This is a genomic window from Peribacillus simplex, from assembly GCF_030123325.1.
Taxonomy (GTDB): domain Bacteria; phylum Bacillota; class Bacilli; order Bacillales; family DSM-1321; genus Peribacillus; species Peribacillus simplex_D.
Genome location: NZ_CP126106.1, coordinates 5,389,084 through 5,413,717, shown reverse-complemented (window position 1 = coordinate 5,413,717; position 24,634 = coordinate 5,389,084). Strand labels below are relative to the sequence as shown.

Genomic DNA, 24,634 nt, shown 5'->3' with positions numbered 1-24,634 from the left:
CACTCATGTTCGTTTCATGAAGGATGCTTATTATTAAGGTAACAACTTAAAGGAGGAATTCATTCATGAAAAAACAGTGGAGTACGATTAAAGAAGGTATCATTCAAAGGAAAAAGGTAATCATGACGGTGTCCGTGGCCTCCGTTTTAATTTTCGGCGGTGCTGCTGGAACGGCGGTATATGCAGTCAATAAGGGTAACCTATCCGAGGATGAGGCTGTCAAAATGATTTCAGAAAAACTAGGCGGGCAAGTTACTCAATTTGAAAAGGATTGGGATCAGCCGATGACTTATGAGATGACCGTTAAAACGAAAGAAGGCTATCAAGAGGTTGACGTTGATGCTGAAAAAGGAGAGATTCTTTCTCAGGAAATGGAAGATGATGACGATTTGAACACACAACAAGCGGCGGAGACTGCAAAAATAAGCAGTGATCAAGCTGAAAAGATTGCCTTGAAAGCGGTGGATGGTCAAGTGACGGATGCAGAGCTGGATTCAGAGAATGGCACCCTTGTGTACGAGCTGGAAATAAAGCAAGGACAAAGGGAATATGATGTAGTGGTAGATGCCACCACGGGAAAAGTATTGAAAAACCAGTTGGATGATTAATCATATGTCATGTCGATGGTAATCTGTGATATATGAAAGGTTTTGAACTAAAAGTGCATGAAAGGATTTGCCGAGTGGCAAATCCTTTTTTTATTGCCATTATGAATCTCAAGCGAAATTACGGGAAAGGAGGAAGAAACTTCTCTTCGATGAAGAAGGCGCGGAACCACCATGTAGCTGATGATACTCTTAAAATATTTACGGTTATAAAGGAATTAAAAAGAGGAATCGCGAATTGGGGCAATAAGGATTCTTATACAATGGAGGAATGGCAATGGGGAATTTGGAAATGGCACTGTCATTAAGAGGAGAAAAAGAATTCAAAAAATCCAATCGATTATTGATGGATCTGGCAAAGCAAAATCCAGGAGATGCAGTCATGCAGTATCAGTGTGCCTGGAGTTTGGATATTCTCGGACTTGAGGTAAAGGCGGTACCCTATTATGAAGCGGCACTCAAATTAGGTTTGCCGGATGAGGATGCAAAAGGGGCCTACCTAGGATTGGGAGCACATATCGAACCATAGGGATTATGATAAATCAAGACGGACATTGGAATCGGGGCTGGCGAAGTTTCCAAAGGATAAGGCTTTATTGGTATTCAGGGCCATGGCTTTTAATAATTTGGGCCAACACGATCTTGCAATGGAGTCTTTATTGAAGATAATTGCCGAAACTAAGGATCGAGACATACAATCTTATGCTAAGGCCAACTGGATAAAGTATTCACATAATAGTGATCATCCCCAAACTATCCACAAAGCCTGGATAAAATAAGTCATTCTTACATATCCGAAATGGATTAATCAACAAATATGACGGGAAATTTCTTGCATTTAGCACATTTACGGATAAATGAATGTGGATAACCTCGGATTGTGGATAACTTTCCGGTGTTATACACTACTTTTCCACAGGTAATCCACATATTCACTTTTATATGATAAAAAACACTGCCTAACAATTAAGTCTTCAGGAATTTTCTATTGTAATGACTTAAGGCTAAAAGGGGATAAATATAGCGATAGCTATGATAATGGATATACAAAAAATCTGCCATTCCCTGGCCTGCAGGATAATCATTGAACCAGCTGTCCTGTTGACCTGCACGGATAAGATAGGCAATGCCTTTTTTGATTTCGGCTGTCGGCTTTTCGGATGCCGATATCAATGCATCCACAGCCCAAGCTGTATGTGTCAGTGTACTTTCTCCGAGGGGGATATATCGTTGCTTGATATCACTGTAACAAGATTCACCCCAGCCGCCATCTTCATTTTGTATTTTCTTCAACCAAGTTAAGGCTTTTTGGATGGATGGATGTCCAGTGGCTTGCCCTGCCGCCTTCATGCCGGTCAGTGCAGACCATGTGCCATATAGATAGCAGATGCCCCAGCGCCCATACCAGGAGCCATCACGCTTCTGGTCTTCCAATAGCCAATCCACCGCTCTTTTACTGACTTCTTCCTGCTTCTTCATATTTGTATAGTTCCCCAGGAATTCCAGTGTTCTTCCTGTCAAATCAGCGGTAGAAGGGTCAGTCAGGAGATATTTCGAACCCTCTATAGGAATAAGGTGCAGCCATTTATGGTCGTTATTCCGCTCGAAGGCCGGAAATCCACCATCATCATTTTGCATGGATATCGTGAAGGAGACACCGCGCTGCCAGCTGTCCCGATTATCCGGTTTTGCTTGCAGTTGCTCAGCCAGCGCCCGCAGTGAGGCGGTCGTATCATCGACATCCGGATTCATGGTATTGAAATCCGAGAACCCCCAGCCGCCTGGAATCGCGTTAGGATTATGGATCAGCCAATCACCATACATATAATGCTGGCGTGACAGTAAGTACTGATTGGCTGCCTTGACCGTTGGGTCTTTGGAAGGGATGCCCGCTTCTTGAAGGGCGTAGCTGATTAAGGAGGTATTCCAAACATGGGGCGTCGTGAACTGGATATGTGTGTGTCCCTCAATGGAGCAGGCCATCCCCTTCAGACCGGCAATGGCCTTTACAATCACTGGATCCTTTTTCGAGTATCCAATTGAAAGGAGGGCAAAGATCATGAAAAAGGTAGAACCGAAATAATTGTACAGTGTCCCGTCTGGTTCCAGTCTGTCGAGCATGAACCTTTTCGTTGAATCCAAGGCCAAGGAATGTAAATAATCGGGATAACCAATCAAAGTTTTGACGCCTGTTTGAAGTTTGGAGAAGAAGGAACGATATTCTTCGGTACGATACTCTTCCCACACATGCTCTTTGGAAAGGTCCTCCCTTGTTTGAAATAATTCTTTTAAACTTGGTGTGTCCGGGGTTTTGATCTGAAACTTTTTATGGCCCAGCAATAGCAATGGAATCATGTTGACCCGCCCATATACGGAAAGATCATAAATGCTGACGAAAAAGGTCGGAGGAAGTAAGACCACTTCGAGAGGAATGGGGAACAGGCGCGGCCATTGATATTGCCCGGTGACAGTAAGCATCATTTTCGTTAACATTTTGGCCTGTTTGATGCCACCCTTGGAAAGAATGAATTGTTTGGCTTTCCTCATATGGGGATCGTTCTTATTGCGGAGTCCGCTAAAAAGAAGGCCATAATAAGCCTCGATCGTAAGCGTAACATTGCCGTCCTTCTCATCTTGGAAAAGTTTCCATGAGCCGTTTTCCGTTTGCTTGCTTTCGATTCTATTTACTAAAGCCTCTATAAGAGGAGCATCTTCCATATCTAAAATTTTCAATAATATGATCATATAGGCATCTGCCGTTATCCCGGTGTCAAAGGGATAATTCCACGAACCATCAGCGGATTGGTCTTGTTTCAGGCGATGAACAAGGCGATTGATTTCCAATTGTACATGTTGGTTCAATGACTTTCCTCCTCTAAAAACACATTTTCCGTTTATATGTATATTCAAAACTTTTCGTCGCATTCAAGAAATCATGTCAGGCGCATCGTCCGCATGAATAAAGGAGGTTGGAAACTAAAAACGCTTTGGCAATGAATCTGCCAAAGCGTCATTTAGAAACTATGCATCATTTAACTGGTAAGGAAGATGGCTGCATATAGCGGTAAATCGGCAGTTCTTTTCCTTTGTCAGCCGGGATGAAATTGAATGTCACATAGCTGTCAATGCCTTCAGGTTCGAGGGCGAGGGAGATGAAGTTGGCATCAGGCTGGGCCATGTCGAAAACATAGCTTCCTTTTGGGAAATCCCGAGTTGTTGAAGTAACGGTGGTCGTGACTTCCCTTGTGGAATGTCCGCTTTCCAGTTCAGCGGAAACTTTTAAATCCTTGACCTTATAGCTTTCAACAGCTATTTTCATAGGTTTTTTTAATTGTTTAACTTCTACTCCCAATAGCTGGAGTTTCTTGGCGATATTTTTATATTCCGGTGGAAGGATATAGGCTGTCGGACGATCTCTAACAAGGGTAGGGTAAGCATCGGTGGAGTCGAGCCAATCGATGGAGGCATCGACCATTTTAGCTTTCGCTAAATCGACTACTGTCAATTTTTGATCCTTAACCAATTTATTTTCGCTGGTGATGACAATTTTATCGTTATCATTTGCTTTTCGCCCTTTTTGCACGACTTCAGTTTCTGCCTGTTTAACGGCCTTTTTAACTTTACTGGCCTGTTCGGCTGTCGTTTTGATGAATGCTGCCTGAGCTGTAGCTTGTGCAAAAACACGTCGTTTAAAATCCGTACGGCCGATATTGATTCCCCTCGTTTCAATTAAATAGGTCATTGTATTTTTCAAACCGAGGGCGTTTCGGCCAATCCGGGCTTCTGTACTTCCTTCCGTGGCGGTAAGGACTCCATCATCAGAAGTAGCCAGTGTATAGTAATCGTGGTAGGAAAGTTTTTCTTTTTTCAATGCTTTAAAAACATTAGGTAGAAGCAGTTCATCCGAAGCTTTTCGAAGCTGGTTGGGAATATTTAAATTCTTGGCTGAGGAGATGAGTAAATCATAGGAAGCGATCGATCCATTTTCTCCCACTTTTTTCAGGGGGGCGGGATTCACTGTATATTCATGTACATCCAGAATGACTTCCGGTTCATAATCATCGATTGACTGATGAATCGTCTGTACTTCAGGATACTCCACTTTTAAGTAGTCCCTATTCGCATCCATGTCATTTGCGGTATATCGTATGAAATAATAAGAGCCATCAGGATTGACGCGTGGAACGATGGCAATATTCACTTTATCGAGGACATCACCAAGCTTGCCCTCAGCCAGCCATTGTGCAAGGACTAATGTTGATTCACCTGAAGCGGGTTCATTGCCATGGATCTGACCTTGAATCCAAATCAATGGTTTATGGGAATCCTTATTCGGTCTTTTTGAATCCTTGCTGAAAAGAAGCATCGGGATGTCGCGTCCTTCTGTGGATTTGCCTATCGTCTTGAACTGGATGTTTTTGTATTTATGGGAGAGGGACTTGAGATGATCCAGCATTTCTTCCTGGCTCGTAAAGGCGATCTTGTTTTGTTTAAAGGCAGGGGTGTTGAAAGATACATTAGGGTCAGGGAAAAGGTGGGAGAGTTTATCTGGTTGAATGTAGCTTGGACCATTTCCATAATAAGGGGTGAATTCTTCTGCTTCGGCAATGGGGCCAGGCAATCCAGTGACAAGACTTAGTGCTGCGGCTGATATGATGGTAGGAATGATTTTTTTCATGGACGTCCTCCTGTCTATCTTTTTCCATAAATTATCATATATTAATCTATTTATACAGTGAAAACGTAGGAAATAGTGAAAAACAGGAATTAACGACTAGATTAATGATTCCGTAGCATGCTTCGCAATGCCTTTTAATAGATGTTCATCACCTGTATTCTTTATAATTACAGGTGGAAAGTCAAAACGATACGGATCAAGCAATTTGATTGGCCCGTATCATTTCAATTCATCATGTAACTGATTTAAAAGATCCTGTGAATCTTCGCCACTCATTATCTGGCCATTCACTTTCGCATAGGGGGTTTTCCTACAAAGTTTACACTCACTCAAACATTCATATTCCTTATATTGAATCCTTGGATTAGCCAAGAACTTACCATAATCGGCAGCTGTTTGTTCATTAAGGAAGCGGTCAAGATTATTTTGGCAAAATTCAATCTGGATTTTCGCCTTTTTTGAGAACACTTTGGATAGCAAGTTTTTCATCATATCGCTTCTTTCATAGAAGAGTAAATATTTGTTATTTTGATTTTATCACTTCCTGAAACGAAATGCATGATTGGTTCATTCAAATTCATTACAATATGACTATCCGGAGAATATCAAAGTAATTCACTTCTATATATTGACACATGTCTGAGAAATGATAGAATGAGTATGAGTGATAATGAATCTCATTATCACGAATGGGAGAACTTTGTAACTATTGCAACTTCATGATTTCCTTTTCAATAGGTGACTTTGCAATAGTCTATATTCAAATATCTTTAATTAAAAATATTATCGCTGTATTAACTAAGATAGGAAGAGTAGGAAATGTAGATGAAGATAAGATATTTAGTCATGGCGTTAATTGTTTTGTCATTTACGTCATTATTCATTGGTGTAAAGGATATTACCCCCCTGGATTTATTGGATCTAAGTGATGATAAGGTGCAAATCATGCTGCAAAGCCGTTTCCCCAGAATGGTGACCATAGTCATTGCCGGTATTGTGATGAGTATAAGCGGTCTGATCATGCAGCAATTGAGCCGCAATAAATTTGTATCCCCGACGACTGCCGGAACCATGGATTCCGCTAGGCTTGGACTTCTTCTTGCCATTATCATTTTTCCATCGGCGGCACTCATTGAGAAAATGGCATTCGCTTTCATATTCGCTTTGGCAGGTACATTCTTGTTCATGAAAATTCTTGATCAAGTGAAATATAAGGATACGATTTTCATTCCCTTGGTTGGTTTGATGTTCGGTAATATCGTCGGATCCATCTCGACTTTCTTTGCCTATAAATATGATTTGATTCAAAGCCTCAACACATGGATGAATGGGGATTTCTCGATGATCATGTCGGGAAGGTACGAACTTATATATGTAAGTATCCCTCTGGTCATTCTCGCATACTTCTTTGCCAATAAATTCACTGTGGCAGGGATGGGTGAGGAGTTTGCTATCAATCTAGGACTCAATTATAAGCTTATAGTCAATTTTGGGTTGATCATCGTGGCATTATCCTCCACTGTCGTTCTGTTAACGGTGGGAACGATTCCTTTCATAGGATTGATCGTACCAAATATTGTATCCCTTTACCTTGGCGACAATTTGAAAAAGAGTCTTTCTCATACAGCATTGCTAGGGGCAGTATTCCTATTGATCTGCGATATTCTGGGCAGGATCCTCATATATCCATTTGAAATCCCGATCGGGCTCGTGGTTGGTGTGATAGGAAGCGCCGTATTTATCTATCTGATACTGAGGAGAAAGGCATATGAATAATAAAAGTAGGATCATTATATTGGCTGTTCTTGCAGCAGCTTTAACGGCAGGTTATATCTTTTGGGACCTTGGCCCGAATTGGGATTATGCACTGCCGAGAAGGGTCATAAAAATCATCGCCATCATCGTGGTTGGTTGTGCAATAGCTTTTTCAACAGTGATTTTCCAGACGGTCACGAATAATAAAATCCTGACACCGAGCATTTTAGGGTTGGACTCCATGTATATGCTGATTCAAACGGGAGTGATTTTCCTCTTCGGTTCAACGCATATCATGATCATGAATAAAAATCTCAATTTCCTGATTACACTTGCAGCCATGCTTATTTTTTCCAGCCTGCTGTTCAAGTTCATGTTCAAGAAAAACCGCAATATTTACTTCCTATTGCTGATCGGCATCATCTTCGGAACCTTATTCGGAAGCATGTCTTCATTCATGCAGGTATTGATTGACCCGAATGAGTTTCAAATGGTTCAAAATAAAATGTTCGCCAGCTTCAATAATGTCAACACGGACCTGTTAACGTTAGCGATTATCCTCATGATAGCGGCAATGATATATTTCATGAGATTTTTGAAATATTTAGATGTCATGTCATTGGGGAGGGACCAAGCCATAAACTTGGGTGTGGATTATGATTTTGTCACGAAGCGGGTTTTAATCGTCGTTACTGTTTTAATCTCCATTTCCACTGCCCTGATCGGTCCGATCACGTTCCTCGGATTACTTGTTGCAAATGTGGCCTATCAATTCATTAAGTCCTATCAGCATAAACATATCATCCCGGGTGCCATGCTGATCAGTGTGATTGCCCTGGTCGGCGGCCAATTCATTGTGGAGAGGATCTTCACGTTCTCCACCACCTTAAGTGTCATCATCAACTTTGTCGGCGGTGTCTATTTCATCTATCTTCTATTAAAGGAGAATAAATCATGGTAGAAGTGAAAAATTTATTCAAAAAATATAATGGTAAAACGGTTGTCGAGGATGTTTCCATTGAAATAATGAAAGGGAAGATCACATCCTTCATCGGTCCCAATGGAGCGGGGAAAAGTACCGTCCTTTCGATGATCAGCCGTCTCATTGCCAGGGATTCGGGAGAAGTCCTGATCGATGGCAAGGATATGGGGAAATTCAATAGCAATGAACTTGCGAAAAAGATTGCCATCTTAAAGCAGGCTAACCACATCAATATCCGTTTAACGATTCGTGAACTCGTCGCCTTTGGCCGTTTTCCTTATTCACAAGGCAAGCTGACCAAAGAGGATTGGAAATACGTCGATGAAGCGATTGAATATATGGAACTTGCCGACATGCAGGATAAGTTTCTTGACCAGCTTAGCGGCGGGCAGCAACAGCGGGCCTTCATTGCCATGGTCATTGCTCAGAACACGGAGTATGTACTTCTTGATGAACCCCTGAACAATCTTGATATGAAGCATTCCGTCCAAATCATGAAGGTATTGAGGAGATTGGCCGACGAATTAGGGAAAACGGTCATCATCGTCATTCATGACATTAATTTTGCATCCTGCTATTCCGACTATATTGTCGCATTGAAGGATGGCAAGGTTGTTCATAATGGACCTACCGAGCAAGTCATCAATTCCAATGTATTAAAGGAAATCTATGATATGGATATTGAAATCCAAAGCATCAATGACAATAAGATCTGTGTGTACTTCACGTAAGGCAATTCCATTTGGTTTTAAATTACTTCAGTATTCTTAGCCTTCCCGGAATCACCTCATACGTTTCTTAGGCAGTTAAGAGTTGGCGGGCGCCCAAGACTTTAGCCGCCTCCTGTTCGTACGGCAGGGAAAGTGATGAAGGTGAACTCCGTGAAGGTGAGGATTCAATACGTAATTTTAAATAAAAAAAATTTTCGAGGTGACCATAATGTTTAAGAAATTATCCTTACTGCTTTTGGTTGCAATGCTGGCTGTAGTGGCTGTAGCTTGTGGATCAGATAAGGAAAAAGAAGAATCAAGCGCGAAAAAGGAAAGTGCTAAAAGCGAAGAAATTACGGTTAAGCACCAACTAGGCGAAACGAAAGTAAAAACAAACCCTGAAAAAGTCGTTGTATTCGATATGGGTACACTTGATACTCTTGATAAATTGGGTGTGGAAGTTGCAGCTGTTCCTCATGATGGCCTTCCAAAATACCTTTCTAAATATGAAGGTACAACTGAAAATGCCGGCGGATTAAAAGAGCCTGACTTCGAAAAAATAAATGAAATTGCTCCTGACCTAATCCTAATCTCTGGCCGTCAATCTGAAGCATATAAAGAATTAAGCAAAATTGCCCCTACTGTTTTTGTGGGTGTAGATACAACAAAGTATATGGAATCCTTTGAAGAAAACGTAACACTTTTGGGTAAAATCTTCGATAAAGAAGACGAAGCAGCTAAACAATTGGCAAGTGTTGAAGAAAACATCAATGCTTTGAAAGAAAAAGCCCCAACTGACAAAACTGGTTTAATCGTTCTTTCTAGCGGTGGAAAAGTAAGTGCTTACGGACCTGATTCAAGATTTGGAATCATCCATGATGTATTCGGAGTACCTGCAGTAGATGATAAATTGGAAGTATCGACACATGGTCAAAGTATTTCTTTCGAATACATCGCTGAAAAGAATCCTGACTACCTATTCGTTGTAGATAGAGATGCGGTTGCCGGAGATGGAGCTAGAGCGAAAGAAACTGTTGAAAATGACATTGTGAAAAATACAAAAGCATTTAAAGAAGGTAACATCATTTATCTAGACCCTAACTACTGGTACTTATCAGGCGGCGGTTTAGAATCTGTTGACGCCATGGTTAAAGAAATTTCAGAAGGCATCAAGTAATAGAAATAAGGAATCCTGTCCTCGATCGAGGGCAGGATTTTTATTTTTTATAATAAAACTGGATGAAACAAATATACTAACAAAGGGGATGAAAAGATTTCTTACAAAACACAGGTAAGCTTATAAGGCGCCACAACCCCCATTAAGGGGAATGGAAAAGACAAGACCTATATTCAAAGCCTGATACCGCTGCTATGGTCATATGGGCTGCTATTGAAAGAAAATAACCTTTCAGCCAGTATGGGAAAATTCAGTTTCTTCCTATTATAATGTCATTTGCATCCTTTCCGGTTCCAGGAGGGGTTTAAAATTGTAATTTAAGTGAACTTTGGTAAATTGAATCTTTTATGGATGATAAAAATTATCCTGGAAAGTAAAAATATAAACACAATATTAATCACTTACAGGAAAAATTATTTGAAAAAAGCTAATTAAATATGCCGGAGGGGAATGATGTCGATATTACGCGAAATCCATTTGTTATTTTATGGGATTTCAGGGTGGCAGGACGCAATGGTAAACGGGTCAAACTTTTGCAGGCTTGGATTTTGAATGGGGTATCAAAAGTGCGGAGGAGAGATGCAACCATGTAACCGGCTAGCCATTTTCAACTGTCGAATCATCGGGAAAGAAATCCTGGATATATTTATAGCTTTAATTAATTGAAGATTTATATCTTTACATATTTTGTAATGCACTGGTTTTTTTATAAAGAGTCGTTTATAATGGTAAAAGCCTGAAGGACGTGAAACTAATTAGTGACTGTCACCCAAAGTCACCATAAAAAGTTACGGTGATATTTATTGGATTAAGACATGGAGTTCCTATATATTTGTTATAGGTGCGCTGAACATTCGAGACGGGCGAAACTCTGTTATTTTTTCAAAGGCTTGTTCATAAGCTAAAGAAGTGTTCTGGATATAAGGGTTATGGATGTGACAAAAGGTGGTTTTCACAATCTTGACTATCCAAGTGAAAGAATGCTATTATAGGGTTTCCGATTTTCCGTCTTTTGTAAGTTTGTAAAAATTTATATAAATAAACCACTAGATTAATAGAGGTGAAAGCATGAATAATTTTCTTAAAAAAAGCCGGCATTTATTTGCAGATAACATACTAGGCTTTTTCTTTATTGCAGTAGTCTTGTTTACGATAAAAACTTATATTGGATATCGAGTTGAATTTAACTTAGGTATTGAAAATGGCCTGCAACAGTTCTTACTGTTCATAAACCCGATAAGTTCAGCCATTTTATTCTTTGGCTTGGCACTATTGGCTAGAGGCAAAAAATCGTTTAAATGGATCATCAGGTTGAACCTATTGATGTCCTTATGGTTATTCTTCAATATTGTATACTATCGGTCATTTACCGATTTCATTACATTGCCAACCTTGACGCAAGTGCAAAATGCCGGGGATTTGGGGCCGAGTATTTTAGAATTATTTAAAGGCCATGATGTATTTTATTTCCTTGATACGGTTCTTTTGATCGTGTTGTACAGATTCAAAGACTTTAAAGTGGAAGACTTCAAAGTCAAACGCCGTACAGTTGGATTGGTTTACCTAGCGGGACTTGCCATTTTCGCAATCAATTTAGGACTTGCTGAAAAGGATCGCCCGCAATTATTATCAAGAACATTCGACCGGAACTATATCGTCAAATATTTGGGCATGTTCAACTATACGGTTTATGATGCCGTTCAGAATACTAAAACATACGCTCAGCGTGCGACTGCAAACAGCACGGATATCGCAGAAGTCGTCAACTATACGAAGGCAACAAGCGCTGAACCGAACCCTGAATATTTTGGTGCAGCCAAAGGTAAGAATGTTATCTACCTGCATTTGGAATCGATGCAGAATTTCCTGATCGATTATAAGTTGAATGGGGAGGAAGTAACTCCATTTTTGAACTCACTTGCACATGATAAGTCAGATTTCATGCACTTTGATAATTTCTTCCATCAAGTGGGCCAAGGTAAAACGGCGGATGCCGAATTCATGCTTGAAAATTCCCTGTTCGGTTTACCACAGGGGGCAGCATTCACAAACCGTGCCCAAAATACGTATCAAGCAGCACCAGCGATTTTAGGACAACAAGGATACACATCTGCTGTGTTCCATGGTAATTACAAGTCTTTCTGGAACCGGGATAAAATGTATAAGTCTCTTGGTTTTAATCAGTTCTTCGATGCAAACCATTATAATATGGAAAATAAAGAGGAAGTACTGAGTTATGGATTAATGGATAAGCCTTTCTTCAAGGAATCGATTCCAATGTTAGAAACGCTTAAACAGCCTTTCTATACAAAATTCATAACGGTATCTCACCATTTCCCATATGCGATGGACCAGGAAAAAGCAACAATCGGTAAGCAAACGACAGGCGATGCTTCCGTAGATAATTACTTCCAGACTGCACGCTATGCCGATGAGGCGCTTAAAGAGTTTTTCGATTATCTGAAGGAATCCGGTCTATATGATAACTCGGTAATCGTTATGTATGGTGATCACTATGGTATTTCCGAAAACCATAAAGAAGCCATGTCAAAAGTGCTTGGCAAGGATGTTGGCGCATTTGAGAATGCCCAATTGCAACGTGTACCATTATTGATTCATGTTCCGGGTGTTGAAGGCGGGGAAATGCACCAATACGGAGGACAGATCGACCTTCTCCCTACTTTATTGCATCTGTTAGGAATCGAATCTAAAGATTATGTACAATTCGGTTCAGATTTATTGTCAAAAGATCATAATGAAGTGGTACCTTTCAGGAATGGTGATTTTGTTACACCGGATGTCACTTCCATTAAAGGTAAATACTACGATACTAAAACAGGTGAATTGGTCGAGGAAAATGATGACATCCTCAATTATAAAAAGAGAGCTGAAACGATGCTCAATTTATCCGACCAAGTAGTGAACGGTGACTTACTCCGTTTCTATACTCCAAATGGTTTTAAACCGATTGACCCTACTGATTATGATTACACATATGATGAAGAAGGTTCAAAGGAAGACGAAAAGACCGATAAATAAGGCTAATGAAAAGAACAGGCAGGAAGCCATCGCTTCCTGCCTGTTTTTTTATGCGTTAGATCATGCTTTATTGGTCATCATGGCAATATACTTTCTTATTTCATCAGGCTTCCCTGCATATTTTTCAGCACGCTGTTCATCTTTCAAGATTTTATCCTTTGCTTTGGTAAGGATTTCTTCACCCATGGCTTGTGGCACGACCACGACCCCATCTATGTCCCCTATGATAATGTCCCCTGGAAATACAGTGACACCCCCACAGGAAATGGGGATATTGGTTTCGCCTACACCGGCCTTGCCGCTTGAGGCAACCGTCGTCCCTTTGCTGAAAACAGGGAAAGTCATCCCTTTAATGGCTTCAAGGTCGCGAATGACTCCATCTACTACGAGGCCGCCAATTTCCATGGTCTGCATCATGCCGACAACAAAATCTCCTGCTATTGCCCGGTATGTATCACCTTTGCTGTCAACGACTATAATATCACCAGGACTTGCTTGGCCGATTGCTTTTAACACGGCTGAATTATCACCAACGGGCATCTGTACAGTAAATGCTCGTCCGGCCATATGATATTCTTCCTTTAAGGGTTTAATCGCTGATTCCAGATTGCTCAACCCTTCCATTGCATCGGAAATCGCCGTGGTGGGCAAATTCCTGAACTGTTGAATGAGAGTATCCATGACTATGATTCCTCCTTAAGAGTTAATGAATATAGTCTAATTATACACATTTTTTAAAATTTTCTAATAGTTATTCGTTTGATAGAATGGTAATTGCAGTGTGATCAATATATGAAGGGGAGGGAAGTTCTGCTGTCACAAGGGGGTACAAGTCAAATTCCTTTTTAATCAATCGATTGATTAAACTTTATAGTTCATCCTTATGAAGGGTTTGAAGTCCAAGTGTGCACATTTTTAATTCAATGCTGTCTTAAACAGATATCCCCATAATTTAAGAAGAGTGGATATAAGGTGTTAATGGAAATAGTGTTTTCCACCGTATGTACTTCCATAAGATAGTATGCATGGAAGCAGACCTATTAATGTTCGAGTCTCCATGGCAATTAAATCCGTCAGGAACACTCTTCTAAGGTCAAGAGAGGGATGTTGCATATCCTCGGTGTTCTCCTGATCTGGATGGGGATGTTAGTGAAGAAATCGGTGACTCAACCAGTGTTCGGGAGGTCACTAATAATCTTCAAAGCAGGAGCAGAATCAAGACGGAGGTTGCCAATGTAAGCCAAAGGGGGCTGAAAACTTCTGGATGAATGATTAAAAAAATGATTCCTGCAATAGTGGCAGCCTGCTGTATGGTCATATGTCTGATGAAGTGTATTCCAGCTTTAAAACAGGCTTTAAGCAGAGGCATTTGATTCATTTTCATTCCTCCTTTTTCTATCAATAATATGACCAGGCATAAAAGAAAATACATGTGGATTCGTTTTCTGCCCATTTATTACGGGTATAGTAAAGGTAAAATAAAAGGAGGAATCTAGGTGATCATTGTATATATTAGTCTTGCCCTCTTTATCGGATCGATTATCTATTTAGCGTTTTTTGCTTTTAAAACATTTAAGGATTCCAAACCGACAATTGATAATGTGACTGAAACCGTTACACGCATCCAGGCCAAAACGGACCAGATTAAATCGGAGACGGACCAACTCGCCATGACCCAGCAAGAAATCAGTGAAGATGTTCAATATAAAAAAGAGGCCGTACAATATACGGTTGATGCGGCTAAAGAAATACCTGAACCCTTTAAAAATATTTGGTTCTCAATAAAAGGTGACAAGTGGAAGCATAGGAACAGAAGCGATGCATAAGTGTTTGACCGATTTGAAATGTACATGATATAGTATGGAAATAATGAGTTTCTAGGGTTCCTCGGTTGAATTTCACCGGAATGGTCCAAGAGAAACGCGCAGGAATCTGCGTACACGGAGGGAAAAAAGCCCGGGAGGTTATGATTTATGACCTTTCGGGCTTTTTCTGTAATTGGAGGGAAAAAAGATGGCTTGGATTCAATTGGTGATTGCAGGATTATTTGAAGTGGTATGGGCGACAAGTTTAAAGTATACTGAGGGTTTTACGAAATTAGTGCCTTCTATCATAACGATTGCCGGTATGGTCATTAGTTTTTATTTTTTATCATCGGCGATAAAAACCTTGCCTTGCCTATGGGAACAGCGTATGCAATTTGGACCGGAATAGGGGCCTCTTGGGGCAGGTGAAATGAGAATTCATAAAGCCATCATGGAAGGATTAACCCCAAATACATCCTATACTTACCGTGTAGGAAGTGCAGTCGGTTGGTCTGAAGCCTATACATCCTTTTACAGCGGAAGTAAAAAGGTCCAGCTCTGCCGAAGGATGTATTGTGGGGAATCAACCAATTTAAAAGAAACCCGACAGAATATCTTAAAATTGTGGAAAAAATAGATAAATCATATTTGTGTTAGTTTAGACATTTGAAAATAAGAGGAAATTAATCTTTCGCCACGTTCTTTGAAACGAGCAATCACTTAAGTGTCAGTTATTCTTTATAACCTAATTCATTTATACATAAGTAGTGATGATGGACTTCGAAAAAATCATTTTCCCCGCAAATTTGACCACTTCAAAAATCAAACAGTTAGTTTATAATCTACTTCAACTTTATCTTTTTCTTGGTAAGGAGAAAGCATAAAGGCAGCTTTAAAGTCTGTATTCCCTTTATTTATTAAATAATGAACTTTTTTTGGTTCAACATGGATAAAATCTCCCTTTTTACATGTGAAAACTTCATTATCAATATGTATTACTAATTCTCCTTCGAGGATAAAGAAGTTTTCTTCCATGATATTATGATAATGGGCAGGGAAATCTTGTCCGGGCTTTAAAACAACAATTCCAAAATTCATTCTTGGTCCTTTTAAAAGATATTTTGGACCGCTATCTCCAAATCTATATTCTCTTTCATTCTCGTTAACAATTGTCATTATAATCACTCCATATCATTTATTTTGGCTCTTTTCGTAGCGTTTGTTGTTTTTGCAAGTAACAAATTCGAGCTGATGTTGATTGTAACGAATATGCGAGACTCCTGCGGAAGAAGCGTGTTGAGGGAGAACCTCAAGTGCAAGGCACTGAGGAGGCTCCTGAGACCGCCCGCGGAAAGCGAGTACCAGCAACGGAAATTAACCCTTAATCATCGTGTAAATATCATTTAAAAGCAACAAAGTATGCGAAACAGCCTTTATTTTAATCCAGGTGCTATCCACATATGTTCTGTTAAATCGTTGTCTGCTAATTCTAGTTGTTTTTTGTAAATATCTTTCCACTTTTTATATAAATCTTCATATACTACGTTATTCTCTTGATTTGGATAATACGTTTTTTCGAATTTAATTACTTTTGAAATGGCTTCATTGAAATCGTTATAAACTTTTGCACCTACTCCGGCACAAATAGCAGCACCAAGAGCAGTTGATTCTCTAACTACGGGGACTCTTAATGGTTTGTTAAGTACATCGGAAACAATTTGACACCATAAATCGCTTTTTGATGCACCACCAGCAAAAATAATGGACTCAGGAGATGTATTTGTTATTTCATTAACCAATTCAATATTTCCTTTTGTTACAAAGGCGGCATTTTCCATAATGGATCTGTAAAAGCTTGCCTTATTAGATTTATCTGAGTCCAGTTTGTAATTGATAAAGCTTGGGGCTGCATGTTTCCAAGCCTTATAGTTCATTATATTGGAAAATGTACATAGCATACCGTAGCTGCCAGCTGGTATGTTACGTGCTCGCTTTTCCATTTGTGAATAGATACTTTCTCCTGTTTCATTTTGAAGATACCTTTCAAGCTCACAGAAACAATCTCTAAACCATCTCATTACTAAACCGGGGAAGAATGCAATTGCTTCATACTGCCAAGTATTTTGTACAGCATGGCAATTAATTCTTACTCTACATTCGTCATCGATTTCAACATGATTCGTGGTATATTCGTATTGCCAAAAACTCCCCCCAAAAACGGCTGCATCTCCTTCGTTGACAACTCCAACACCAATGCATCCTAACTGGGCATCCCCACCACCCGCAACAACTAAAGTTTCTGGACTTAAACCTGTAAGCGCTGCCATTTTTTTGGTGACATTTCCAATAACTGTTCCACTTTCATGAACAATTGGAAAAATGTCCTCCCTTAGATTTACTTTGTTAGCTAATTCAGAGTCCCAAACTCTTTCTTTAATATCAAATAGCCCGGTTGTACAGCCGTTTGAAGGTTCTACTGAAATGACATCTGATAAACGATAGGTAATCCAGTCATTGAGCATGGTGACATACTTCATTTTGTTATAAGTCTCAGGCAGATTATTTTTTATCCAAAGGATCCTTGGAATAGCTCCTAAGGAAAATGTTTGACCTGATACCTTATAAAGATCAAATTCTATTGAATCGCTTATGCTATAAAGATTATAAACTTCATCATTTGACCGCGAATCTACGTTTGCACAAGCCCATAATTCTTTTCCTTCTTCGTCATATAGGACAATCGCTTCTCTCATACTTGTGGTTGATATAGAGATAATATCTTTTGGAGCTACTTTGCTTTTTGTAATGGTTTCCTTTATTAGTTCAGTAATGATGTTGATATTTTGATTAATATCAAAATCCATTGATCCTGGATATCTCTTATCCTCTTTATGCGTCCATTCAGATTGAGCGACACACAATTCCTGGCCTAATGTATTAAATAAGATTACTCTAACACTGCCGGTTCCAGCATCTATAGCCATTAGGTATTTTTCCATAATTACCTTCCTTTCAATGATTTACTGAATCATTTAAGTTCTTCCTAAGCCAAACTTTGAGCTACCACTTCATCAGTAATTAGTACATCTATGTATCCCCCCTTAAGTGCACCTTTTATTGCATCCTGTTTATCATGGCCTCCTGCAACTGCTACAACATGATTAAGTGATTTTAATACATTAATTTCAGTACTAATTAGCTTTTTATGAAAATCTAAATCTAAAACATGACCATTTATGTCGTAAAACTGGCTTAGTAAATCGCCAGCAGCGCCCTTTGTTTTTAAAATTTCAAAATCATTCGCATTTAGGTATCCTTCTTTAACTAAAGTCGCATGATCATTAAGAGCACCAATTCCTATTAAAGTAATATTCGAATAAGGAATCATTTCTAATATTTTTTTTACCGGTTGTTCCTCTAGCAAATGATCTGCAATATCTTTTGAAGATACGAGTAGGGGAGTAGGAACAATGTAGTGATTATAATTTGGATTCGTATAGTAATCGGAACTTGTATCTATTGCTGTGGGCATGTAGAACTTTACGCCGCCAGACAAAGATACAAAAGTAATTTTATATTTAGCAGATATTTGTAAGTGTCCCAAGGTTTTCGATACTGCTTCTCCGTAACCTATACTTATCATTGTGTCGTTTGTAATTCGATCTTCAATGTATTGAGCAGCAGCAATTGTAAGACTGTCAACTGTATTGTCATGGGAGGTTGGGACAATATAAATATCCTTCAAATTGTATTTTTCTTTAATCTTATTTTGGATCGTCAGATTATCCAATTCTTCTAAGTTAATTTTGAATTGTATAATATTGTTTGTTTTGGCTTTTTCGAGGTATTTAATCACCTTCATTCTAGATAGGTTTAGAGATTTAGAGATTTCATTTTGAGTCAATCCTTCAATATAATACTGCCAAGCAATTTTTACGATTAAGTCATTTTCATATGTCATTTTTCATCACTCTTTTATCATTATTTGGATTTAAACAAAATATTCATCTATAAATATTTGTTTTGAAAAAATTAAAAATAATAACAAGGTAAATATAAAATGTTAACGATTTTGTCATAGCGGGAGAATAAGAATAAACGTGTATTTTAAGCCGTTTTTATGTATATTCAGTTTTGAAATTTATTATCACTTATAAAAAATAATAGTATTTTTCGACTAATCGAAATAGTTAAAATGTGAATAAAGTGATGCTTACTTAATAAAATGTATTAAATTATAACTGAAGTACCCTTAAGAAAGCGGTTACAAATTAGAGTGTTTAAACTACATACATAGACATATTTTGAGAAAGTATGGAGGGTCTTTTATGGAAGTATTAAGACAGCTAGTGAAATTTGAAAATATCCAGAAGTCATTTAATCAAAATAAAGTGTTAAAGGGTGTTTCTCTAGAAATCAGCGAGTCAGAAGTGATTTCGATTATAGGTGGTAATGGAGCCGGAAAGAGTACGTTGATGAAGATCCTTACGGGAGTTTATAAAGCGGATGAAGGAAGTATAGAAATTAATGGGGAAAAGGTCGTTCATTTTAATCCTTCGATCGCCCATAGTAAAGGGATTTATTTGGTTCCACAAGAACCATTGCTATTTCCCAATATGACTGTCGAGCAAAATCTAACGATTGGATTTAGTAAGAATAAAGTTGAAGTAAGAGCGCAAGCAAGAAGGTTAATTGGACAATTAGGTTGGAATCTAGAATTAAATAGATTTGCCATTTCCCTATCAATAGCAGAGCAGCAACAAGTGGAGATTATTAAGGGACTCCTAAGAGATGCGAAGGTTCTCATATTGGATGAACCAACTTCTTCATTAACGTTTGCTGAAACGGAGTCTTTGTTTAAGTTAATCGAACAATTAAAATCCTCCGGTGTAGGAATATTTTATATAACTCATAGATTAGATGAAGTTTTTCAAATTTCAACACATGCTGTTATATTACGAGATGGAAAAGTGACTCTTAAAGGAAAGATAAATGATTTTACAAAGGAAATGTTAATCAAGGGATTATTACCTTTGGATAGCGAACGGAGTGAAAATGAAACATTTAAAAAGGAATTTTTGGATCGAAGTAAGGAAGAACCCATTCTTAAGGTACAAAAATTAGGTGGAGACGGCTTCAAAGATATTAGCTTTGATGTATATAAGGGAGAAGTAGTTGGTCTAGCTGGTCTTGTTGGAGCTGGAAGAACAGAGATTGCAGAGGCCATTTATGGAATGAATAAAGTCCAAAGCGGAAAAATCTACTTGAATGGAAAAGATATCACAGATTTATCTGCTAGTGAAACAATTGAAAGCGGTTTAGCTTATATACCTGAAGACAGATTTTTGAACGGGATTTTTTCAATAAGTTCTATAAGTAATAATGTTACAGCACAAGTAATAAAAAAACACAGATTTTTCATTGATAAAAAATTTGAAAAAGATATCACGGATGAGTATGTTAACAAATTGAGTATTAAAATCAGCAGCCAGGATGATGAGGTTAAATCCTTATCTGGAGGAAATCAGCAAAAGGTTGTTATAGCAAGAATTTTATCAACAAATCCACAAATCATCATCATGGATGAACCAACAAGAGGAATTGACGCAGCTGCCAGAAGTGATATATATTCCATCATTACTCAATTAAAAGAACAGGGATACTCCATATTACTCATTTCATCAGATTTGGAGGAAATTGAAAGAATTAGTGACCGAATATATGCCATTTATCGGGGAACCTGTAATGCTTGTTTAGGTTTAGATGAGATAAATGCAACTAATGTGATGAGCGCGGCTTTTGGCACTTATAAAGGAAGTGAAAGACATGTCTAAAGTCAAAGGTATGACAAAGCATCGAGAATTTAGAACGCTAGTATTCTTAGTTTTGCTGTTTGCGATTGTAGGTTTAATTAACTCCGATTTTATTTCTTCAGGAAACATACACAATGCGGCAAAGAATAGTTTGCTTTATATCGTGCTTGCAGTAGGGATGACATTTGTTTTATTGACTGGTGAAATCGATATCTCTATCGGTGCAGTATTAGGTCTAAGTGCTTCAGTTAGTGGAGTTATTCTTAGAGATGGCGGGAGTGTTTTCCTGGCTGTAGTAATAGCGATCACAATAGGTGCTGTTATTGGATTAATCAATGGATTAGGAGTGACTAAGTTAAAAATCTCTTCATTTATTATGACCCTTGGTATGCTTGAAATTTTCAGGGTAACCCAAGTGATTTTTACAAATGGAAAGTGGGTTGAGAATCTTCCAGACAACTTCAAACACATTTCACAGATGAATGTGTTCGGAATAAATATACTAACGATCATTATCATTTTAGCAGTTATTCTCGTTCACTTTTACTTATCTAATAGTAAAAAAGGAAGGTACTTCGCTGCGATTGGTGATAATGAGGATGGTGCCGTATTAATTGGAATACCTGTTAATCGATACAAAGTTATTGCTTTTGTCATTTCCGGTGTTTCAGCTTCCATTGCTGGGCTAATATTTGCCAGCCAAATTGGCTTTATTTCAACGACTGCTGGATTGGGGATCGAAATGATTGTAATCGCTGCAGCAGTTCTTGGGGGAGTATCCTTAAGCGGAGGTATTGGGTCCGTTATAGGGGCATCAATTGGAGCGATTATCATGAGTTCCATCAACTCTGTTTTAGTATTCTTGAAGGTCCCTGCATTCTGGAATTCCGCTATTTCAGGTTCTTTATTAATTATCATTGTTGTTGCTGATGTCCTAATTGCACGCCGAGCTAACAATAGAACAAGAAGGGATAGATTAAATACAAGGATTCTAAACTACAAGGAGGAGGTGTGAGATTAGGATGTTAAAAAAAATACCCAAATGGAACTTAGTCTTATTAACTACTTTACTTGCAGAAATCATAATCTTTGGTCTGATTAACCCGAGATTTTGGAATATAAAAATTCTATTAAATAGCTTTAACGATTTTGTGGGGATCGCAATCATTGCCTTCTTCGTTACTTTTGTCATCATTACTGGGGGTATCGATATATCTGGTGGATCCATTATCGGATTAACATCTGTGGTAACGGGTCTTCTGTCTCAAGTTTACGGAATGAATATGTGGGGTGCAGCTCTTCTCGCAGTATTAGCTGGTGGATTATGTGGTTTACTGAATGGCGTTCTAATTGCTTATACAAGGGTTCAAGCGATGGTCATAACGCTTGGCGGGATGCTTTTATATAGCGGTATTGCTTTAGTTTTGGTTGGAATGTCTGGAGCAAGTACTTATGAAGGGATTTCCGGGTTTTCACAAGGGTTTATCAATCTAGCTAATGGTAAAATATGGAGCATCCCGCATTCAGTCATCATTTTTGTTGTCATGCTGCTAATTGCTTACGTGCTACTTCATTGGACGCGATATGGAAGATACATTTATTTAACTGGAATTAACCAAAATTCTGCAGAGTACTCTGGAATCAATACGAGGAAAATAATTACTAGTACATATGTATTATCAGGGTTAAGTGCAGGAATAGCAGGGATTATTTTAACTTCATATTTGGGTAGTTCTAGAGCAGATTTTGGCGCTGAATATTTAATGCCAATCTTAACTGCTGTTGTATTAGGAGGAACATTAATAACAGGTGGTAAAGGGGGTGTTGTCGGGACTGCTCTTGCAAGCATAATCATTGGTTTCCTAAAACTAGGATTGCAAATGGGAGGGGTCCAAACACAATATATAGGACTAGCAACAGGAATGCTCTTGATTATTTCAGTAGCATTTATGGGAGGTCAAAAATTTAAAGTGAATGTTAGAAGGTTACTAAATTTTAAGAAAGATAGAGAGGTAATCTGAATGAGTAAATCAAAATTTTTCAAAGTATTCACTGGTCTGGCAATTTCAACAATGTTATTAGCAGCTTGTAATAGCGAGGGTGCTGGAAGCAGTAATGATGGAGAAAAGGGAGAAAAGGATGCGAGTGATATTGAAGTAGTCTTTATTCCAAAAATGACAGGGAATGCTTTCTTTGAATCAGGGAATGACGGTGCACAGGAAATGGCTGAAAAAATTGGTTTTAATGTTAAGTATGATGGTGCCCCTGAAGGAACAGTTGCAAATCAAGTGCAAATTATTAATAGTGCAGTTAATAGTGGTGCTGATGCAATAGCTATTTCGTCTGTTTCTTCAGATGGATTAAATCAGGCATTACAAAAAGCATTAGATGCTGGAATTAAAGTTGTCACTTGGGATTCAGATGTTGATCCAAAATATAGATCAGCCTATATAAATCAAGGAACACCTGACATTTTGGGTGCTATGCTTGTTGACATGGCTGCAGAACAACTTGAAAATCCTGATGAGCCACAACAAGTTGCTTGGTTCTACTCAAGTCCAACTGTTCCAGACCAAAATTCATGGGTTGATTATGCTGAAAAGTATATTGCTGAAAAATATCCAAATTGGGAAATTGCAACAAAGCAATTCGGGGAAGGAAACGAACAGGTATCTCTACAAAAGGGAGAAAGTATCTTAGATACCTATCCTGATATTGATGTAATCATCTGTCCTGATTCAACGGCTCTTCCTGCTATGGCGCAAGCAGCACAGAATAAAGGTTTAAACAAGGAAGATGTGGTTATTACTGGATTTGCTTCTCCTAATTCAATGAGACAATATATTGAAAATGAAACAATTGAAAATCATGGTTTATGGGATGTTAAAGATCAAGGTGCACTTGCCGTTTACATTGCGTATCATTTAGCACAAGGAAATGAATTAAAAGTTGGAGGTACTATTGATGTCCCTGAGCTTGGAGAAGTAAAAGTAGAGCCTAACACAGTTCAAGGCTATGATTACGAAGCAGAAGACTCTGGCATCATCATATTGCCTGAAAGAATAGTATTCACGAAAGAAAATACAAACGACTACGATTTTTAATAATTATTATTAGAATATAGTAAAGAAAGGAAGATCAGAATGGCGGATAATATAGGAAACAAAGCGGCGAAAGACTTTTCAGAGGATGTAGCATTTGCTAATAATGGTAATTTTCATGTAAAGGGTGCTGCTAATTATGATTGGGGAATGAAGGATAGATTATCAAGAATTTTCAACCCAGTAACTGGGAAAACAGTAATGCTAGCATTTGATCATGGTTACTTCATGGGACCAGCATCTGGGTTAGAAAGATTAGATATTCTAATTCCTAAGTTAGCAAATTATGCTGATTGTCTGATGGGAACTAGAGGTGCAATTAGAAGTAGTGTACCACCGACATTTAATAAATCAATTGCATTAAGAGCATCATCAGGTTCGAGCATTTTGCAAGATGATTTAAGCCACGAATCGATGGTTGTAGATATAGATGATGCAATTAAGATGAATGCAAGCGCAATAGCTATTCAAACTTTTATTGGTGCTGATGGACAAAAAGAAACAATTGAAGAATTAAATAAAGCGATAAACCTAGGTTCAAAATATTCTATTCCTACAATGGGTGTTGTAGCAGTTGGAAAGGAAATGGAACGGACTCCTCAATTTTTCTTGTTGGCTACAAGAATGCTAGCCGAATTTGGAGTTCAAATTGTTAAAACATATTATTGTGATGATTTTGAAAAAGTAGCCGCAGCTTGTCCAGTACCACTAGTGGTTGCTGGTGGTAAAAAAATTCATGAGAAAGATGCACTAGCTTTAGCATATAACTCCATTCAAGGTGGCGCTGCAGGAGTTGATATGGGTAGAAATATTTTCCAATCTGCGAATCCAGAAGCAATGATTCAAGCTGTTGCTAAAGTCGTGCATGAAGGATACCCAGATAATGAGGCTTATGAATTTTTCCTACATCTAACGAATGTTTAGCGCGGAAGTTTAATTATAAAAAGTGAGTTCAGTCTAAAGTTTCAT

General features: G+C 38.5%; 22 protein-coding genes, 1 pseudogene and 1 riboswitch. Of the genes and pseudogenes, 15 read left to right on the top strand and 8 right to left on the bottom strand.

The window, feature by feature from the left end; translation table 11 throughout:
• Positions 1–65: 65 nt before the first annotated feature.
• Positions 66–608 carry a PepSY domain-containing protein gene (locus QNH43_RS25845; RefSeq protein ID WP_283916228.1) on the top strand — a complete coding sequence of 181 codons (543 nt, stop codon included), beginning with the start codon at positions 66–68 and terminating at the stop codon, positions 606–608.
• A 274-nt stretch (positions 609–882) separates the two neighbouring features.
• Complete coding sequence (locus QNH43_RS25840; RefSeq protein ID WP_283916227.1) at positions 883–1,134, top strand: hypothetical protein; 252 nt, start codon at positions 883–885, stop codon at positions 1,132–1,134.
• Positions 1,135–1,571: 437 nt separating this feature from the next.
• On the opposite strand, the gene shc is transcribed toward QNH43_RS25840, so the two are convergent.
• From shc to QNH43_RS25825, 3 genes are all read right to left on the bottom strand, one after another.
• A complete protein-coding gene (shc, locus tag QNH43_RS25835; RefSeq protein WP_283916226.1) occupies positions 1,572–3,467 on the bottom strand; it encodes a squalene--hopene cyclase in 1,896 nt (631 codons plus the stop codon).
• 166 nt (positions 3,468–3,633) lie between these two features.
• A complete protein-coding gene (locus QNH43_RS25830) occupies positions 3,634–5,283 on the bottom strand; it encodes a M14 family metallopeptidase (protein WP_283916225.1) in 1,650 nt (549 codons plus the stop codon).
• A gap of 219 nt (positions 5,284–5,502) precedes the next feature.
• The gene (locus QNH43_RS25825; RefSeq protein ID WP_283916224.1) at positions 5,503–5,772 is read right to left on the bottom strand and encodes a DUF1450 domain-containing protein; all 270 of its coding nucleotides are present in this window, start codon (positions 5,770–5,772) and stop codon (positions 5,503–5,505) included.
• Between the two features lie 336 nt (positions 5,773–6,108).
• Between QNH43_RS25825 and QNH43_RS25820 the strand changes: the two genes are divergently transcribed.
• From QNH43_RS25820 to QNH43_RS25800, 5 genes are all read left to right on the top strand, one after another.
• Entirely contained in the window at positions 6,109–7,059 is a 951-nt protein-coding gene (locus QNH43_RS25820) for an ABC transporter permease (protein ID WP_076368205.1), read from the top strand.
• On the top strand, positions 7,052–7,999 hold the full coding sequence (locus QNH43_RS25815; RefSeq protein ID WP_076368204.1) for an iron chelate uptake ABC transporter family permease subunit: 948 nt from the start codon (positions 7,052–7,054) through the stop codon (positions 7,997–7,999). The genes QNH43_RS25820 and QNH43_RS25815 overlap by 8 nt, the downstream gene beginning before the upstream one ends.
• A complete protein-coding gene (locus QNH43_RS25810) occupies positions 7,993–8,751 on the top strand; it encodes an iron ABC transporter ATP-binding protein (protein ID WP_076368203.1) in 759 nt (252 codons plus the stop codon). Before QNH43_RS25815 ends, QNH43_RS25810 begins: the two co-directional genes overlap by 7 nt.
• A gap of 208 nt (positions 8,752–8,959) precedes the next feature.
• Complete coding sequence (locus QNH43_RS25805; RefSeq protein ID WP_283916223.1) at positions 8,960–9,907, top strand: siderophore ABC transporter substrate-binding protein; 948 nt, start codon at positions 8,960–8,962, stop codon at positions 9,905–9,907.
• Between the two features lie 1,068 nt (positions 9,908–10,975).
• A complete protein-coding gene (locus QNH43_RS25800; RefSeq protein WP_283916222.1) occupies positions 10,976–12,946 on the top strand; it encodes a lipoteichoic acid synthase in 1,971 nt (656 codons plus the stop codon).
• 60 nt (positions 12,947–13,006) lie between these two features.
• Here QNH43_RS25800 and QNH43_RS25795 read toward each other — a convergent pair whose 3' ends face one another.
• Both QNH43_RS25795 and QNH43_RS25790 read right to left on the bottom strand, forming a co-directional pair.
• Positions 13,007–13,627: an RraA family protein gene (locus tag QNH43_RS25795; protein WP_283916221.1), complete on the bottom strand. Its 621-nt coding sequence runs from the start codon at positions 13,625–13,627 to the stop codon at positions 13,007–13,009.
• Between the two features lie 517 nt (positions 13,628–14,144).
• On the bottom strand, positions 14,145–14,324 hold the full coding sequence (locus QNH43_RS25790; RefSeq protein ID WP_034310080.1) for a hypothetical protein: 180 nt from the start codon (positions 14,322–14,324) through the stop codon (positions 14,145–14,147).
• Between the two features lie 118 nt (positions 14,325–14,442).
• On the opposite strand from QNH43_RS25790, the gene QNH43_RS25785 reads away from it, so the two are divergent.
• From QNH43_RS25785 to QNH43_RS25775, 3 genes and pseudogenes are all read left to right on the top strand, one after another.
• Positions 14,443–14,772 carry a DUF948 domain-containing protein gene (locus QNH43_RS25785; RefSeq protein WP_283916220.1) on the top strand — a complete coding sequence of 110 codons (330 nt, stop codon included), beginning with the start codon at positions 14,443–14,445 and terminating at the stop codon, positions 14,770–14,772.
• 40 nt (positions 14,773–14,812) lie between these two features.
• A riboswitch (guanidine-I (ykkC/yxkD leader) is annotated at positions 14,813–14,911 on the top strand.
• Between the two features lie 48 nt (positions 14,912–14,959).
• Positions 14,960–15,180: pseudogene (locus tag QNH43_RS25780) on the top strand (DMT family transporter).
• A 1-nt stretch (position 15,181) separates the two neighbouring features.
• Positions 15,182–15,388, top strand: coding sequence for a fibronectin type III domain-containing protein (locus tag QNH43_RS25775; RefSeq protein WP_283916219.1), 207 nt, complete (start codon positions 15,182–15,184; stop codon positions 15,386–15,388).
• A 185-nt stretch (positions 15,389–15,573) separates the two neighbouring features.
• Here the strand turns inward: QNH43_RS25775 and QNH43_RS25770 are convergent, their stop codons facing one another.
• From QNH43_RS25770 to QNH43_RS25760, 3 genes are all read right to left on the bottom strand, one after another.
• Positions 15,574–15,927 (bottom strand): cupin domain-containing protein, encoded by a 354-nt coding sequence (locus QNH43_RS25770; RefSeq protein ID WP_283916218.1) that lies wholly within the window; start codon positions 15,925–15,927, stop codon positions 15,574–15,576.
• Between the two features lie 257 nt (positions 15,928–16,184).
• Positions 16,185–17,750, bottom strand: coding sequence for an autoinducer-2 kinase (gene lsrK, locus QNH43_RS25765; RefSeq protein ID WP_283916217.1), 1,566 nt, complete (start codon positions 17,748–17,750; stop codon positions 16,185–16,187).
• A gap of 44 nt (positions 17,751–17,794) precedes the next feature.
• Entirely contained in the window at positions 17,795–18,712 is a 918-nt protein-coding gene (locus tag QNH43_RS25760; RefSeq protein ID WP_283916216.1) for a sugar-binding transcriptional regulator, read from the bottom strand.
• A 367-nt stretch (positions 18,713–19,079) separates the two neighbouring features.
• On the opposite strand from QNH43_RS25760, the gene QNH43_RS25755 reads away from it, so the two are divergent.
• Genes QNH43_RS25755 through lsrF form a run of 5 tightly spaced genes read left to right on the top strand, consistent with a single transcriptional unit; the run spans position 19,080 to position 24,589 of the window.
• Positions 19,080–20,585, top strand: coding sequence for a sugar ABC transporter ATP-binding protein (locus QNH43_RS25755; protein ID WP_283916215.1), 1,506 nt, complete (start codon positions 19,080–19,082; stop codon positions 20,583–20,585).
• A complete protein-coding gene (locus tag QNH43_RS25750) occupies positions 20,578–21,579 on the top strand; it encodes an ABC transporter permease (RefSeq protein WP_283916214.1) in 1,002 nt (333 codons plus the stop codon). The genes QNH43_RS25755 and QNH43_RS25750 overlap by 8 nt, the downstream gene beginning before the upstream one ends.
• 7 nt (positions 21,580–21,586) lie before the next feature.
• Positions 21,587–22,585, top strand: coding sequence for an ABC transporter permease (locus QNH43_RS25745; protein ID WP_283916213.1), 999 nt, complete (start codon positions 21,587–21,589; stop codon positions 22,583–22,585).
• A complete protein-coding gene (lsrB, locus tag QNH43_RS25740; protein ID WP_283916212.1) occupies positions 22,586–23,668 on the top strand; it encodes an autoinducer 2 ABC transporter substrate-binding protein LsrB in 1,083 nt (360 codons plus the stop codon). It abuts the gene before it with no gap.
• A 39-nt stretch (positions 23,669–23,707) separates the two neighbouring features.
• Entirely contained in the window at positions 23,708–24,589 is an 882-nt protein-coding gene (lsrF, locus tag QNH43_RS25735) for a 3-hydroxy-5-phosphonooxypentane-2,4-dione thiolase (protein WP_283916211.1), read from the top strand.
• The last annotated feature ends 45 nt before the right edge of the window (positions 24,590–24,634 follow it).

What these genes read in the sequence shown, in the direction of transcription:
- QNH43_RS25830 (WP_283916225.1), bottom strand. Translation starts at nt 5,283, where the DNA reads ATGAAAAAAATCATTCCTACCATCATATCAGCCGCAGCACTAAGTCTT.
- QNH43_RS25760 (WP_283916216.1), bottom strand. Translation starts at nt 18,712, where the DNA reads ATGACATATGAAAATGACTTAATCGTAAAAATTGCTTGGCAGTATTAT.
- QNH43_RS25795 (WP_283916221.1), bottom strand. Translation starts at nt 13,627, where the DNA reads ATGGATACTCTCATTCAACAGTTCAGGAATTTGCCCACCACGGCGATT.
- QNH43_RS25745 (WP_283916213.1), top strand. Translation starts at nt 21,587, where the DNA reads ATGTTAAAAAAAATACCCAAATGGAACTTAGTCTTATTAACTACTTTA.
- QNH43_RS25790 (WP_034310080.1), bottom strand. Translation starts at nt 14,324, where the DNA reads ATGAATCAAATGCCTCTGCTTAAAGCCTGTTTTAAAGCTGGAATACAC.
- QNH43_RS25845 (WP_283916228.1), top strand. Translation starts at nt 66, where the DNA reads ATGAAAAAACAGTGGAGTACGATTAAAGAAGGTATCATTCAAAGGAAA.
- QNH43_RS25815 (WP_076368204.1), top strand. Translation starts at nt 7,052, where the DNA reads ATGAATAATAAAAGTAGGATCATTATATTGGCTGTTCTTGCAGCAGCT.
- lsrF (WP_283916211.1), top strand. Translation starts at nt 23,708, where the DNA reads ATGGCGGATAATATAGGAAACAAAGCGGCGAAAGACTTTTCAGAGGAT.
- QNH43_RS25770 (WP_283916218.1), bottom strand. Translation starts at nt 15,927, where the DNA reads ATGACAATTGTTAACGAGAATGAAAGAGAATATAGATTTGGAGATAGC.
- QNH43_RS25800 (WP_283916222.1), top strand. Translation starts at nt 10,976, where the DNA reads ATGAATAATTTTCTTAAAAAAAGCCGGCATTTATTTGCAGATAACATA.
- QNH43_RS25805 (WP_283916223.1), top strand. Translation starts at nt 8,960, where the DNA reads ATGTTTAAGAAATTATCCTTACTGCTTTTGGTTGCAATGCTGGCTGTA.
- QNH43_RS25775 (WP_283916219.1), top strand. Translation starts at nt 15,182, where the DNA reads ATGAGAATTCATAAAGCCATCATGGAAGGATTAACCCCAAATACATCC.
- QNH43_RS25820 (WP_076368205.1), top strand. Translation starts at nt 6,109, where the DNA reads ATGAAGATAAGATATTTAGTCATGGCGTTAATTGTTTTGTCATTTACG.
- QNH43_RS25755 (WP_283916215.1), top strand. Translation starts at nt 19,080, where the DNA reads ATGGAAGTATTAAGACAGCTAGTGAAATTTGAAAATATCCAGAAGTCA.
- lsrB (WP_283916212.1), top strand. Translation starts at nt 22,586, where the DNA reads ATGAGTAAATCAAAATTTTTCAAAGTATTCACTGGTCTGGCAATTTCA.
- QNH43_RS25810 (WP_076368203.1), top strand. Translation starts at nt 7,993, where the DNA reads ATGGTAGAAGTGAAAAATTTATTCAAAAAATATAATGGTAAAACGGTT.
- lsrK (WP_283916217.1), bottom strand. Translation starts at nt 17,750, where the DNA reads ATGGAAAAATACCTAATGGCTATAGATGCTGGAACCGGCAGTGTTAGA.
- QNH43_RS25825 (WP_283916224.1), bottom strand. Translation starts at nt 5,772, where the DNA reads ATGAAAAACTTGCTATCCAAAGTGTTCTCAAAAAAGGCGAAAATCCAG.
- QNH43_RS25840 (WP_283916227.1), top strand. Translation starts at nt 883, where the DNA reads ATGGGGAATTTGGAAATGGCACTGTCATTAAGAGGAGAAAAAGAATTC.
- QNH43_RS25750 (WP_283916214.1), top strand. Translation starts at nt 20,578, where the DNA reads ATGTCTAAAGTCAAAGGTATGACAAAGCATCGAGAATTTAGAACGCTA.